11 protein-coding genes are annotated in these 13,312 nt (G+C 64.2%); 10 read left to right on the top strand and 1 reads right to left on the bottom strand.

Annotated elements, in window-relative coordinates:
- Positions 1 to 94: 94 nt before the first annotated feature.
- The 7 genes from JFC09_RS16050 (at position 95) to JFC09_RS16020 (ending at position 9,038) form a co-directional block, all read left to right on the top strand.
- Complete coding sequence (locus JFC09_RS16050) at positions 95 to 592, top strand: Rossmann-fold NAD(P)-binding domain-containing protein (RefSeq protein ID WP_198395060.1); 498 nt, start codon at positions 95 to 97, stop codon at positions 590 to 592.
- 124 nt (positions 593 to 716) lie between these two features.
- Entirely contained in the window at positions 717 to 2,039 is a 1,323-nt protein-coding gene (locus tag JFC09_RS16045; RefSeq protein ID WP_198395059.1) for a helix-turn-helix domain-containing protein, read from the top strand.
- Between the two features lie 355 nt (positions 2,040 to 2,394).
- Positions 2,395 to 3,786: an ABC transporter substrate-binding protein gene (locus tag JFC09_RS16040; protein ID WP_198395058.1), complete on the top strand. Its 1,392-nt coding sequence runs from the start codon at positions 2,395 to 2,397 to the stop codon at positions 3,784 to 3,786.
- 15 nt (positions 3,787 to 3,801) lie between these two features.
- Positions 3,802 to 4,827 carry an ABC transporter permease gene (locus JFC09_RS16035; protein ID WP_198395057.1) on the top strand — a complete coding sequence of 342 codons (1,026 nt, stop codon included), beginning with the start codon at positions 3,802 to 3,804 and terminating at the stop codon, positions 4,825 to 4,827.
- Positions 4,828 to 5,090: 263 nt separating this feature from the next.
- Positions 5,091 to 6,539, top strand: coding sequence for an ATP-binding cassette domain-containing protein (locus JFC09_RS16030; protein ID WP_198395056.1), 1,449 nt, complete (start codon positions 5,091 to 5,093; stop codon positions 6,537 to 6,539).
- Positions 6,536 to 7,351 (top strand): ABC transporter ATP-binding protein, encoded by an 816-nt coding sequence (locus tag JFC09_RS16025; RefSeq protein ID WP_198395055.1) that lies wholly within the window; start codon positions 6,536 to 6,538, stop codon positions 7,349 to 7,351. The genes JFC09_RS16030 and JFC09_RS16025 overlap by 4 nt, the downstream gene beginning before the upstream one ends.
- 49 nt (positions 7,352 to 7,400) lie before the next feature.
- Positions 7,401 to 9,038, top strand: a complete 1,638-nt coding sequence (locus tag JFC09_RS16020; protein ID WP_198395054.1) for an amidohydrolase — start codon at positions 7,401 to 7,403, stop codon at positions 9,036 to 9,038.
- A 20-nt stretch (positions 9,039 to 9,058) separates the two neighbouring features.
- Here the strand turns inward: JFC09_RS16020 and JFC09_RS16015 are convergent, their stop codons facing one another.
- Complete coding sequence (locus JFC09_RS16015) at positions 9,059 to 9,838, bottom strand: YwaF family protein (protein WP_198395053.1); 780 nt, start codon at positions 9,836 to 9,838, stop codon at positions 9,059 to 9,061.
- A 41-nt stretch (positions 9,839 to 9,879) separates the two neighbouring features.
- Here JFC09_RS16015 and JFC09_RS16010 point away from each other — a divergent pair, with 41 nt between their 5' ends.
- The 3 genes from JFC09_RS16010 to JFC09_RS16000 are packed head-to-tail and all read left to right on the top strand — an operon-like array spanning position 9,880 to position 13,159.
- The gene (locus JFC09_RS16010) at positions 9,880 to 10,875 is read left to right on the top strand and encodes an alpha/beta hydrolase (RefSeq protein ID WP_198395052.1); all 996 of its coding nucleotides are present in this window, start codon (positions 9,880 to 9,882) and stop codon (positions 10,873 to 10,875) included.
- A complete protein-coding gene (locus JFC09_RS16005; protein ID WP_332839807.1) occupies positions 10,872 to 12,497 on the top strand; it encodes an alcohol acetyltransferase in 1,626 nt (541 codons plus the stop codon). The genes JFC09_RS16010 and JFC09_RS16005 overlap by 4 nt, the downstream gene beginning before the upstream one ends.
- A complete protein-coding gene (locus JFC09_RS16000) occupies positions 12,494 to 13,159 on the top strand; it encodes a DUF6320 domain-containing protein (protein ID WP_198395051.1) in 666 nt (221 codons plus the stop codon). The genes JFC09_RS16005 and JFC09_RS16000 overlap by 4 nt, the downstream gene beginning before the upstream one ends.
- Positions 13,160 to 13,312: the final 153 nt, after the last annotated feature.

Here is a 13,312-nt window from a genome sequence, read left to right as displayed (position 1 = left end):
GTGTCAACTATGTCTTGAGACCTAGTTGTCAATTATGTACTGAGACATCACACCGCCGCAGACAGCGGTGCGTCGAACCGGACGGTGGTGTGTCGTGGATCCCTTCCGTCCACACACAGTCACGCCTCGAACGGAGCAGCGTGGGGCATCCGTCGTCAACACGTCCAGCGTCGGAGCGCGGCTGTTCGGCAGGATCGACCTGGACGACCTCAACACCTGGCAAGGCTTCAGTCCGAACAGGGCGTACGGCAACGCGAAGCTCGCGAATATCGTCTTCGTCAAGGGTCTGTACGAGCGTTTCCACGATCGGGGCCTGTCGGCTGTTGCTTTCCACCCCGGCATGGTGGCGACGAGCTTCGTTTCAGACACTGACAGCTACTTCCGCCGCATCTATCAGGGGGTGCTGTCGCGGTTGCTCTTCTCACCCGGTGCGGGTGGCGCTCGGCTCCAGTACTTCACCGACGGGGCCGGCGTGGAAGTCCGGCGGGTACGACGGCAGGCCGGGCCGAATCACCCGGACGTACCGACGGGCCTCCGATCCCGACAGCGTCGGGGAGCACCGGGATCGCAGTGCAGGCATGCTCGGCGTTGATCGGTGACACCTGCCAGGCCGCAACCGCGAGGACGGCCCCGGTCCCCGCACCGGCGCATGTTCGGCAAGGCGTACTGCCTGAACTCTGCCCATGGAACCAGCGCGTACGGCTATCCTCGCAACCATGACTGGTAACAGCGCTCGGCACGTGAACGGCTCAGCGTCGATCAGCAGTATTGGACGCACGGATATCGAAGAGGCTGCGCGCATGCGATCTCATACCTCTGCACGTCGAGGTCTGAATGTCGAGAAGTTGCAGGCGGAGCTGAGAAAGCCGCGTCATCGGGAGATGGTGGCGACCCTGGAGTACCTGGCGAGTGTCCTCGGTTGCTCTATCTATATCGAGGATGCGCGCGGTCACCTGTTGTTCTCACAGAGCGATGCCGCCCCCGACGACTGGAGAGCCGACTTCACACCCCTCTCCAGTCCAGACTTCTCGGGTTACGGTTCCATCGTGGAGGGGTGGCGCAAGAATGCGTGCGCATACGCGACCCTGACCGGCGATCAGTCCGTGGGATTTCAACGCACTGTGGTCCCGCTCGTCTACCACGGAGCTGCGTTCGCTTTCGTCCATTTCGTGAATCCCCCATTCATCGGGGAGCGCGGTGCGAACTTGACGGCAGACGCGGTCACAGCGGTGGCTGACAAGCTCTACATGCTGTTCTTCGGCGAAATGAACGAACACCGGGAGAGAACCCTGCTCCATGCGACAGCAGAGGCGGAGTGCAGTGGGGCCCGTGTCCATCCCTGGTCCCTGTGTTTCAAAACTGCGTTCCACATCCCATCGCCTCATCCCCTCGTGGACTACTCGAGCATCGTCAGGCGAATCGGTCGGATGCTTGCGGAACGCCTGCAGTGGGAGAGCTCCGCGATCGTCCAGCCGCAGATCGATGTAAGAGAATCTCCCACTGAGGTTCAGCTCGCCATCCACACGCACGCGAAGGCGGATCTGGACCTCGTGACGATCTCCGAGGCGGCGAAGACGATCCTTGACCGTCTTCACTGGCGCTTGAAGGTGGGTATCGGGGTGGCGGCCCTCGACCACAGCGATGGACGCCCCGAAGAAGCGCTCTTCGAAAGAGCCTGCCGGGAAGCAAGCGCGGTGCTCGCATTCGCAGACCGCGCGCGATCACAGGCTCAGGTCCTCACGCGGAACGACGTACCGGCGCACTCGCTTGTTCTTTTCCGCGACGAGAGCCCTTCCTTCCATGCGTACGCGGCGTTCATCACCAGTACTCTCGCAGCGGCGGGTTCGGAACTGGAGACCACAGCGCGTGTCTACGCGCGGAACGACTGCAATGCCTCAGCGACTGCCGGCGCCCTGCTCGTCGACAGACGAACGGTGAGCGATCGCCTCCACCGCATCTCTCAGCTGACCGGTCTGGAGATCCCGTCGTTCTCCGCGAAGGTCATCATCTATCTTGCTTTCGGTGCGCCTGCTCCATGACTCCGGTGTGTCTCTGAGCGCGGTTTCCCACGTGAGAGGAGGAAGTGCTCGAATCGCCACACACTGCACTAGTGACCCAAGTAACATCTGCTTCTAGGCTGAGGGACAACTGAAACACGGAGCCCCGGCTCGTGGCTCGATGAGGAGCTGCGTCGCGTTCGGCTCCACGTGTGCGTTCGTCAGCGGAGGGTAATTGCGAAAGAGGACCACCAGATACGGCTGGGCCGGGTTCGCCGCAGCCGCCACGGCGACGTGCATGATCTTGTCCGGTTGCGTCGCAGCTCCCGACTCCGGATCAGGTGCGGTGAAGGCCCGGTTCTCCGCAGATCCGTCCAGCTTCGATCCGGCGCAGCTTGTGGGCAGCGACGACTACTATGCCAGCCGGATGCTGTTCGACACCCTTCTTCGCTACGACGATGACGGTGAGATCGTCGGGGGTCTCGCGGAGTCATGGGACTTCGACGCCACTGGCGGCACAGTCGACATCGCCGAAGGCGCAACATGCGCTGATGGAACCCCCATCGATGCGGAGATCGTCGCGGACTCGCTCAACCGGTTCGCTTCGCCGGATACCCAATCCGGTTCGAAGATCCTCGTCTTCGGCAACGGGGAGGTGTCCGCGGAGGTACTTGATTCGCACACAGTCGATATCAGTCTGAGTGAGCCCTTCTCGGAGCTGGACGCAGGGCTCACGATGGTCGCGTCGGGCATCGTCTGCCCCGCCGGGCTCGACGACTTGGACGGGCTGGGTGCGGGCCAGGTGCCGGGAGCATTCAGCGGACCGTTCTCATTGACATCCGTGACCAGTGGCGTCGAGTACGTGTTGGAACTTCGCGACGACTACGCAATGTGGCCGGACTTCATCAGCCGCTTGGACGGTCGCCCACCCGACCGTGTGTCGTTCTCCGTGGGAGACGACGTCGCAACCAACGCGAATGAGGTCCTCGGTGGCTCTCTTGATCTGGCGGGGGTCAGCCCCACTGACACAGAGCGCTTCCCCAACGTGGCGCTGGTCTACATCGGCGAGCAGTACATCGTGTTCAACCAGAACGAGACAAGCCCGTTCCAGGACGAGGATCTCCGTCGTGCTGTCGCTCGCACCCTTTCGGGCGAGGCCTACAACGAGGTGACGTACGCAGGGAGGAGCGAAGTCGAGTACACGATGGGAGACTCCGGGATGCAGTGTGCCAATACAGATGAGGCTCTCGTCGAGGAATACGACAGAGACGCGGTTCAAGCCGAAGGTGTGCTCGACGGCGTCGAAATGGTGTACTCGGCCTCCAATTCGTTCGGACCCAATGGGATCGGAGCGGAGTACATCTACCAGGAACTCACAGACGCCGGCGCGCACGTCGACTACCAGCTTGTCGACAACTCCACATGGGCGTCGCTCGTGCTGGGGCCGGACGCGCCGTCGTGGGACATCACGCTGTTCGGCACCGTGAACCAGACGGCAACTCTCTGGACGGGCGTCAGCCGGATCATGGGCACAGCGATCGAAGACGGCGGGCGCAGTATGTCGCGCGCGGATAACCCGGACGGTGAGCAGTTGGCGGATGAGGTGATGCGAAGCACCGATCCGGATGCGAAGTGTGAGACGTATCAGAAGCTCCAAGAGAATTTCCTGGGCCGAGTCGATGTCGTCCCCTTGACTGCCAGTATCGAAGTATTCGCTCTGGCCGACGGGATCGCCTACGAGCCTCCGAACTCCCGGATGGACTACACCGCCGTCCGCATCGTGGATTGACCGAGAGGAGGGCAGATGGCGAGCACGCAGAGTCCCGCTGACAGCAAGGTCTTCAAATTCGTTCCGCGAAGATTCGTCCCGGAATGGCTCGGGTCCCCGTGGGCGTGGTTCCTCACCCGCAAATTGGGCACACTGCTCCTGTCCTTCGCCTTCCTGGTCGTCGTGACGTTCTCCATCGTCCTGTTGATCCCGGGCGATGCGGCACGCGCGGCTGCGGGGCCGGATGCTTCGCTCGATGTCGTCGAAGCGACCCGCCAATCCCTCGGATTGAACGAACCGGTGTGGCGACGCTTCCTCAATTACGTGGGGGACATCTTCTCTGGGACCTTGGGCACTTCCTTCCGCGTGGGGACTGTCGGCGAGCAGATTGCTGTCCGCGCGCCTTACACGCTCATCGTGGCGGGCTCAGCCATCCTCATCACCTTGATCCTCGCGTTCGTTCTGGGAGTAGGCGTCACGGTGCTCACCCGTGATGGTCGCCGAGCATGGCTGGCGCAGGTATTCAGCTGGGTGACCGCGGTCGTCGACGCGATTCCCGTCTACGTCCGCGGCACACTCCTCATCATCGTGTTCGCGCTCAGTCTCGGAATGCTGCCAGCCGGTGGAGCGCAGCAGCCGTCGTCCTTCGTCCTCCCGATCGTGGCGTTGGCAATCGGTCCGGTGTGCTCGCTCAGTCGGATCGTGAGACGTGAGGCGGACAGTGCTCTTCAGGCCAATTACATCCGCACGACGGATGGGTGGAGACTCGCCGGTCGCACCGTCTACCTGAAGTACCTGCTTCCCAATGTGGTCACCGCGGCACTCACGCTGTCCGGGCTGATGCTGTCGGGAATGATCGGCGGCGCGCTTGTGATGGAGCAGGTGTTCTCGTGGCCCGGCCTTGGCACAAGCGTCGTCAACGCGATCATCACGCGTGACTACCCGGTTATACAGGGCACGATCCTTGTCCTCGGAATGGTGGCGGTCATCATCAACATCCTCATCGATGTGGCCCTGGCCGCCGTGGATCCGCGCCATCTCGAATCGAGGAGTGACTCGTGAGCGTGACTCGACGCCGCCCACGCGGCAATGCAGTGTTCTGGGCCGGTTTCCTGCTGCTGGCCGCGTTCGTGGCGATCGCGGTCGTCGGACCGATGGTCTTCTCCGATGCCGCCAACCGGATCAATCCTCTGGAAGCCCGTGGCGCTCCCTCCTCCGACAACCCGTTCGGGACGGATGGGTTCGGGAGGGACATCTTCGCCCGCGTCGTCACCGCGACCCGCCTGACACTGCTGCTCACCTTCGGCGCAAGCCTCATCTCCTTCGTGGTGGGCACCTTCGTGGGAGTGGTCGTGCGACTGCTGGGGCCGCGTTTGCAGGCCGCCATCATCCAGGTCAACGCCGTTGCTGTGGCTTTCCCCGCCTTGATCCTCGCCCTGGTCGTCGCTTCGATCATGGGCTCCGGGTCAGTGCCGGCAATGGTGGCAGTGGGCATCGCCGGAATCCCCATGTACATCCGTCTGACCTCCACGCTCGCGGCGCGGGTGGTCAATGAGGACTACGTGAGAATCGCGGAGCTCCAGAGAGTGCCTCGAGTGGTGGTCGCTGTCAGACACATTCTCCCCAACGTCGCGATTCCGCTCTCTGTCGCTGCGGCGAACTCGACCGCCTTCACTCTTGTCGAGCTGTCGAGTCTGTCGTTCATCGGTTTGGGCGTGCAAGCGCCTGATTACGATTACGGCCGCATGCTGAACGAAGGGCTCGCGGAGATGAGCGGGCAGCCCTGGGGCGTTTTCGGGCCGAGCATCGGAATGGTCGTCCTCGGTCTGGGCATCCTCTTGTTCGGCGACGGTCTCGCGGCGATGGTCGATCCGAAGGTGGCTGTCCAGAAGGGCGGCATCACCCGATTCGTCGAGGCTGTGAAAGCGGGACGGACGCAAAGCGATGCGGGGGCAGGGCGAACTGAGTCCGCAGTCGTCGTCGACAAGCTGAGTGTCGGAACACTGAGCGAGTCCGGCGAGCGGAGCACTCTCGTGAAAGACGTGTCCTTCCACATAGCTCCAAGGGAGATCCTCGGGATCGTCGGTGAATCCGGTTCCGGTAAGTCGCTCACCGCAATGAGCATCGCCGGACTGGCCCCGATCGGTCTCTGGCGCGCTGCCCGTCAGGTGCGCATTCGCGAAACCGATATGTTGGAGCGGCCGGATCCCAGTGTCCTCGCTCGCACTGTTTCGCTCATCTACCAGGATCCCATGTCGACGTTCAGCCCCTCACTCCGCATGGGAAGTCAGCTCGGAGACGTGTTCCGGCAGCATCTGGGGTGGGACTCTCGAAGGATTCACCAAGAACTCGTCGACGCGCTCTCCGCGCTGAGCACGCCGGACCCTGAACGCGTTCTGCGGCAGTTCCCACACCAACTGTCGGGAGGTCTGCTGCAGCGGTGTCTCATCGCGCAGGCGCTGCTGCTCGACCCGGAGCTTCTCATCGCCGACGAGCCCACGACTGCGCTTGACGTGTCCGTGCAGGCCGACGTACTCCGCAAGATCTACAGGTTCAGGGCCGACAGCGATGCCTCTGTCCTCCTCATCTCTCATGACCTGGGCGTCGTCGAAGAGCTCTGCGATCGTGTCCTGGTCATGTATCACGGCGAGTTCGTGGAGGAACTCACGCCCGATCAGATCCGCACTCGCGATGTCCAGCACTCCTACACTCAGCGTCTTCTGGACGCGACCCTGTACTTCGAAGGCGCAGCACATGGAAATGGAGACCGATGAGCACGCAGGCGACAGACCATCGGAATCCGGGGGACAGCCCGAGCATCATCGTGGAAGATCTCACGAAGAAGTTCGGCCACGGAATCCTCGCCAACCTCGTCTTGGATTCTGTCTCGTTCACCGTTGATCAGGGCACGTCGGTGGGCCTGGTCGGCGAATCAGGATCCGGTAAGTCGACGATCGCGAAGATCGTCTGCGGGATGTACAAGTCGGACTCGGGCCGTCTCACTGTCGCGGGAACAGATATCGCGCCGGGCCAACGTTTCCCGGCGGAGGTGCAGAAGGCAGTCAGCTTCATCTCGCAGAACCCTTTCTCCTCCTTCAACCCCCGCCTGACCATCGGTCAGTCGCTGGTGGAAGCGATCTCACCTCTCTCGACGCAGCCAGGCAGACATAGACAGACCATCGTCGAATGGCTTGAGCGCGTCGGTCTGCCTGCTGACAGCGCGGGTCGCTATCCGCATGAGTTCTCCGGCGGGCAGCGCCAGCGGTTGGCGATCGCTCGCGGTCTCATCCGCCGTCCATCAGTGGTCGTGGCGGATGAGATCACGTCTGCACTGGACATGTCCGTCCAGGTGCAGATCCTCTCCCTCTTGGCGGAGCTGCGTCGTGAGTACAGCTTCTCGATGCTCTTCATCTCCCACAATCTGTCCGTCGTCCGCAATGTCTGCGACGAGGTCATGGTGATGCAGAGCGGTGCGATCGTTGAGCGGGGCGCCAGTGAGCAGATCCTCACTGCGCCGACTCACCCGTATACGCAGCGGCTCCTCGCTTCGATCCCAGGATCACCAGGGTTCTCTCTGGTGGATTGAGCACACAGCGGCAGTCGCAGTTCTCGTCACGAAGAAGGAAGACGCTCTTATGAATCAGTCCGGCAGAAGGCCGAATGCCACAACTCACAACCTGCAGGTCTTCACTGATGCTCGTGTTCTTGCACGCGATCACTTCACTGAGCCACAGGACGTGATCACTGCTCACGGGAGAATCGTGGCGGTCGTTCCTGCGGGCACCGGTGTGAGCAGTGCGTCATCGGCCGTGGAAACCGCGAGCATCACAGAAGTCGATGGTCGATACCTGCTCCCCGGCTTCATCGAATCACACGGCCACCCCGTGGGTTTCGGCATCAATCGGCTTCACATAGACCTGCGGCCCTCGGCCGTCAGCAGCATCGCGGATATACAGACGGCGATACATCAAAGCGTCGAGCAGGCTGACCCAGGCTCATGGGTGATCGGAACCGGGTTCGACGAGACGTACCTCAGTGATGGACGAATGCCCGACCGCGGGGACCTCGACACGATCGCTCCGGACAACCCCGTCGCGCTTGCGCGCACGTGCGGGCACATGGTCGTCGTGAATTCCCAAGCACTCGCGGCTTCCGGAGTTGACGAATCAGTGGTCGATCCGCCAGGTGGGAAATTCGTCAGGGATGCGGCCGGCCGCTTGACCGGGCTGGTGCAAGAGGATGCCACGAGGCTGATCGCACAACCGGAACCAGACGATGCCACACGTGAGGAAGGATTCGCACTCGCACAGAAATCCTTCCACTCATGGGGTGTGACGACGGTCAACGATGCCATCGCAGAGCCGGACAGCATGAGGCTCTACCAACGGCTCAACACGACAGGGCAGCTGAAAGTGCGTATGCGGCCGTGGCTCTACGCCATTGCGCTGTCCGGACGCGCAGGGGTCCTGGAGGAATTGGTTGCCGCTGGCATCACGTCGGGTCTGGGCGACGACATGCTCCGTATACAGGGGGTGAAGTTCCAGCTCGACGGTTCGCTGGGCGGTAGGACTGCAGCTCTCTACGAGCCCTATGCGGGAAGTGACGACCGGGGAATCCTGACGCATCCGACGGACAGACTTGTCTCTGCCTTCCGAAGCGCCGCACAGGGCGGACTGCGGATGGCGATCCATGCGATCGGTGACGCAGCGATCGGCCAGGCGCTTGAAGCGCTGGAAGCATCCGGAGAGCTGCCGTGGATCACCGCCAACCGGAATCGCATCGAACACTGCTCGCTGCCCACCCCGACACAGATGGACACGATGGCGGAATGGAACCTCATCGCATCATCGTCCATCGGCTTCGTCTACAACTTGGGGGATTCGTACCCGGCGGCGTTGGGAGACGAGCGGATCGAGCGGCTGCTGCCGCATCGTGATCTCGCCACCCGGGGGATCGTTGCTCCTGGCAATTCAGACGTCCCCGTGACCTCCGGAAACCCGTGGCATGGCATCTTCGGGGCAGTCACGCGTACTACTCGGACAGGAAAGGTGCTCGATTCCGAGCAGAACATCTCTCTTGCGCAAGCCCTGGCGCTCTACACGACAGATGCGGCGTACGCGAACTTCGAGGAGGACCGTTCCGGGGCGATTGCACCCGGCGCATTCGCAGATTTCCAGGTCTACGATAGGGACCCCTTCGCGTTGGCCCCGGAAGAGCTGCTCGAGCTCGCACCGGACGCGGTATTCCTCTCCGGGGAGAAAGTGCACGGGTGATCCTTCACGCGCCCCGCCCCTTACGAACCAGCGAGCTCACGCACCGGCGAAGAATCCCGTCGCACCGCCGCCCACCGGTCCACCACCGGGATCAGACGCCCGGAGCGTGATTCCCACGGCCACGTCATGAGCGCCCACACCGTGGCGATGAGGACCGCTTCCCACACGATGTAGACCGGCCACGGCCCCAGGAGATCCAGAACCGACGGGCCCACCGGCGCGTGGCTCAGATATGCGTAGTTCGCGCCCGTCACGGCGTTGACCGCGACGGCGACAGCGGCCCACGCCACCGCCGCACCGTACGCGATGCCGTACCCGCGCCACGTGGGCCGATACCCCAGGCCCCACACGAACGCGATCGGCACGATGAGCGCGGTGATGTGGAGGAACCAGTACGCGGCGAACTCCAGCACGGGCAGGTCGAAGTAGTTGAGGTCCGGTGTGATGATCGACTGCAGGTTGAGGGTCAGGCCCCAGAAGTAGGTCGTCACGATCGCCCAACCGGCCCGGGTGAGCAGCGCGATCGACGTGATGAAGCGCATCGCGTCGGAGAACTGGAACGGCAGCGACTGGTCGATGTTCCACTGGCCGGGTGTCATGCCCCACGCGGTCCACAGCACCGTCACCGTGAGCATGGTCCAGCCGCAGGTGGTGAGGACCCGTTCCTCGGCTGTGGTGTCTCGGATGCGACGCGCCACGACCACGGCGACGACAGCGAGGACCACGGTGAGGAGGAGCACCGCGATGTGCTCCGCACCGTAGGGGTCCATGCGACCGATCGGCTCGACAGTGCGCGTCATGGCAGAAGTGTATTCCGACCCCGCCCCTCTAAGCTGGGCACATGGAAGAGTCCGAGCGTCGCAGTCCTCCCGTCCACCCTCTGGTGCGGGCCGTGCTGGGGCTGTTCGCCGCTCCTCGGATCAACATGCGTGAGGACTACGAGAAGGTGCGCAGGCTGCAGCGTCAGCTCGCATCAATGCCGGTGCCGGGGCCCAAGGTTCCCTACCGGGAGACGACGGTGGACAACGTCGAGCACCCGATCCCGGTCCGCATCTTCAGCCCGCTCGAACGTCGCCGTGACGAGGTCCTGCTGTTCTTCCACGGCGGCGGCTGGGTGACCGGCGACATCGAGAGCTACACGCCGGCGTGCGCGAACATGGCGGAGCTCACCGGGTGCAAGGTCGTCTCCGTGAACTACCGGCTGGCCCCGGAACATCCGTTCCCCGCGGGTGTGGAGGACTGCTTCCACATCGCCCGCCTGCTGCTGGAGGAGCCGCATCTCGTGGGTGCCGAGGACCCGTCCCGCATAGTGTTCGTGGGGGACTCCGCCGGCGGGAATCTGGCCGCGGTCGTGTCCCAGATGCTGCGCGACCAGGGGCTGCGTCGCCCCGACCGCCAGGTCCTGCTCTACCCCGTGACCCACTGGGATCACGACCCCGAGACCTCCCCGTTCGCCTCTGTCCGCCACCACGGCGATGACTACCGGCTCACCACCCTCGAGGTGCAGGACTACTTCGCCCTCTACGTGCCGGACATCGAGAAGCGCTGTGATCCGAAGGTCGCGCCCCTGCTCGCAGAGGACTTGAGCGACCAGCCGGACACCCTGCTCATCAGCGCGGAGCTGGACCTGCTCTGCGACGAGGGGGAGGCCTACGCGCACGCACTTGCAGAAGCCGGGAACACCGTGCAGATCGAGCGGATTCCGGGCGCTCTGCACGGGTTCATCACGCTGCCGCGCTTCTCCCGATCGCTGAAGCGCGCGTACGAGGTGATCAACACGTTCCTCGACGGTGACGACGTCTCCACTACAGGCCCGGCACCGCAGGAGCCTGCGTGACACGGCGTGCCTGGGTGCGGTTGGACAACGCTTCGAACATCTTCCTCGCCGGGCGGACGGACGCGGATCCGAAGGTGTTCCGGATCAGTGCGGAGACCGACCACGAGGTCGATCCGCACCTGCTGCAGCAGGCCCTGGACGACACGTACGACCGCTATCCGCTCTATCACGCGGTGCTGCGTCGCGGCGTCTTCTGGTACTACCTGCAGGACAGCGATCTGCGGCCGGTCGTCACTGCGGATGAGCTGCACACGTGCTCCGCCCTCTACCAGGTGGACCGGCGTGACCTGCTGTTCCGGGTGGTCCATCATCAGCGGCGGGTCGCCCTCGAGGTCTTCCACGCCCTGTCAGATGGCACGGGTGCCCTGTGGTTCCTCACCGATCTCATGACGGAGTACATGCGTCTGCGCTATCCCGACGCCGCCGCAGACGTCGCGGCCGGAACCGACCTGACCGGTGCGGACGGCGGTGCTGCTGACGGGGCGGGTGAGCCTGGACCGGTCGCGGACCTGCACGCGAACCCTGGCGACGTCGCCGAGGCCCTGGTCGAGTCCCCGCACGGCCTGTCAGCCGACAGCTTCGTGCATTACTTCCGCAAGGGCACCCGCAACGGCCCCGCCGTGGCAGACCCACCGTCGGCACCGTCCACCGGCGACTCACCGCAGTCGGCGGGTGATTCGTCGACAACCGCCGACACCTCGGCGCCGTCTGCCACCCCAGACGCTCCGTCGCAGGCAACTCCCGCCCCGCGTGGTCTGCGCGCGCTGCGGCGCTCCACCGCGCAGGGAGTGCGTCATCTGAGCGGGGTGTACCGGGTGAAGGGGACGCGGACGCCGGACAACCGGACCCGGGTCGTCGAACTCACGATGGCCGCAGACCAGGTGCTGCCCCTGGCTCGGACTGAAGGCGTGGCGGTGACCATGTACCTCACCGCACTGTTCTTCGAGGCAATCCGTCTGGCGTCCGGCGGTCTGGGGAGGTCGCGGACGCTCGCGGCGTCGGTCCCCGTGAACCTGCGCCAGTTCTTCCCGTCGGACTCGCCCCGGAACTTCTTCGCCACCGTCCGTGTGGAGCACACGTACGGCAACGGTGCGGACGACCTCGGCTCGATCTGCCGCAGCCTTGCCGCGCAGTTCCAGCCGGGCGCCACACCGGAGGCCCTGGAGAAGAAGCTGCGGAAGTTCATACGCTTCGAGCGCAACCCCCTGCTGAGGGTCGTACCGCGGCCCCTCAAGGACGTGTTCCTGGGGCTCATCAACCGCGCCAACAACCGCGGGCTGAGCGTCGCGGTGTCGAATCTGGGCCGGGTCACGCTGCCCGAGCCCGCAGAATCACACGTGCGGCGGATGATGTTCCACGTGTCCGCGGTACGGCCGCAGTTCTGCTCGATGTCCCACGACGGGATCCTCACGATCAGCTTCACCTCCCCGTTCACGGAGACGGACCACGTCCGGGAGTTCACGCGGATGCTCACGGACAGCGGTGTCGACGTGACGGTGAGTGCCTCCCGCGTGACGGAGGCCGAGGTCGTAGAGGCCCACTCCCCGCAGGTGCGGCGCCCTGGTCCTCAGCCGCCCGGCACCCAGCCGCCGGACGCCCACTCCCCGGAGGTGCGGTCATGAAACGCTGCGCGCAGTGCTCCGTCGATATCGAGGGACCGTGGGGCGCCTGCCCCCTGTGTGGCACGGTCACCGCCGGTGAGGCGAGCCCCGATCCGTTCCCCGCCGTGTCCCTGGAGTTCTCCCGCAGGCGGGTGTTCAAGATCCTGTTCCTCACCTCCCTCGCCGTCATCCTCGCGTCCCTGGGAGCGCAGCTGCTCTTCAACAGGGGAGAGGACAGCATCGGCGTGCTGCGGTCGCTGTGGCTGGGGGTGACCGCGATGTGGCTGGTCGTCGTCATGGCGGTGCGCAAGCGGCGCAACGTCGCGAAGGGGACCGTCTACCTGGTGGTGCTGGTGGGCCTGCTGTGCGTGTACTGGGACTACCTCACGGCCTGGCACGGCTGGTCGCTCACCTACGCGGTGCCCAGCCTGTGCGCCTGCTCGATCGTCGCCCTGCTGATCACTGTGCAGATCATGCACATCGAGGTGGGGGAGCACGTCGTCCACACGGGTCTGGCGGTTCTGCTGGGACTCGCACCCATCGGCTTCCTGGGGTTCGGGTGGGTCGCCGACCCGCTGCCGTCGGTCGTCTGCGGCGTTCTCAGCCTCATCGCGCTCGCCCTGCTGGTGTTCACCCGCGGCGCCGAGGTCCGCCACGAACTGGCCAAGCGCCTCCACCTGTGACGTCGCTGGAGACGTCATCGTCCAGCTCGACTCGGCCTGGGAACGGACACCGCCGTCTGGTTCGACACACCGCACTCTGCGGCGCTGTGGAGTCTCACGACATAGTTGACAGTTGAGTCTCAAGACATAGTTGACACTTCGGAATCTGGTGGG

This window comes from Brevibacterium yomogidense (genome assembly GCF_016107685.1).
Classification (GTDB): Bacteria; Actinomycetota; Actinomycetes; order Actinomycetales; family Brevibacteriaceae; genus Brevibacterium; species Brevibacterium yomogidense.
Note: the sequence above shows the minus strand (reverse complement) of the source record. Positions and strands in the feature narration are given on the sequence as shown.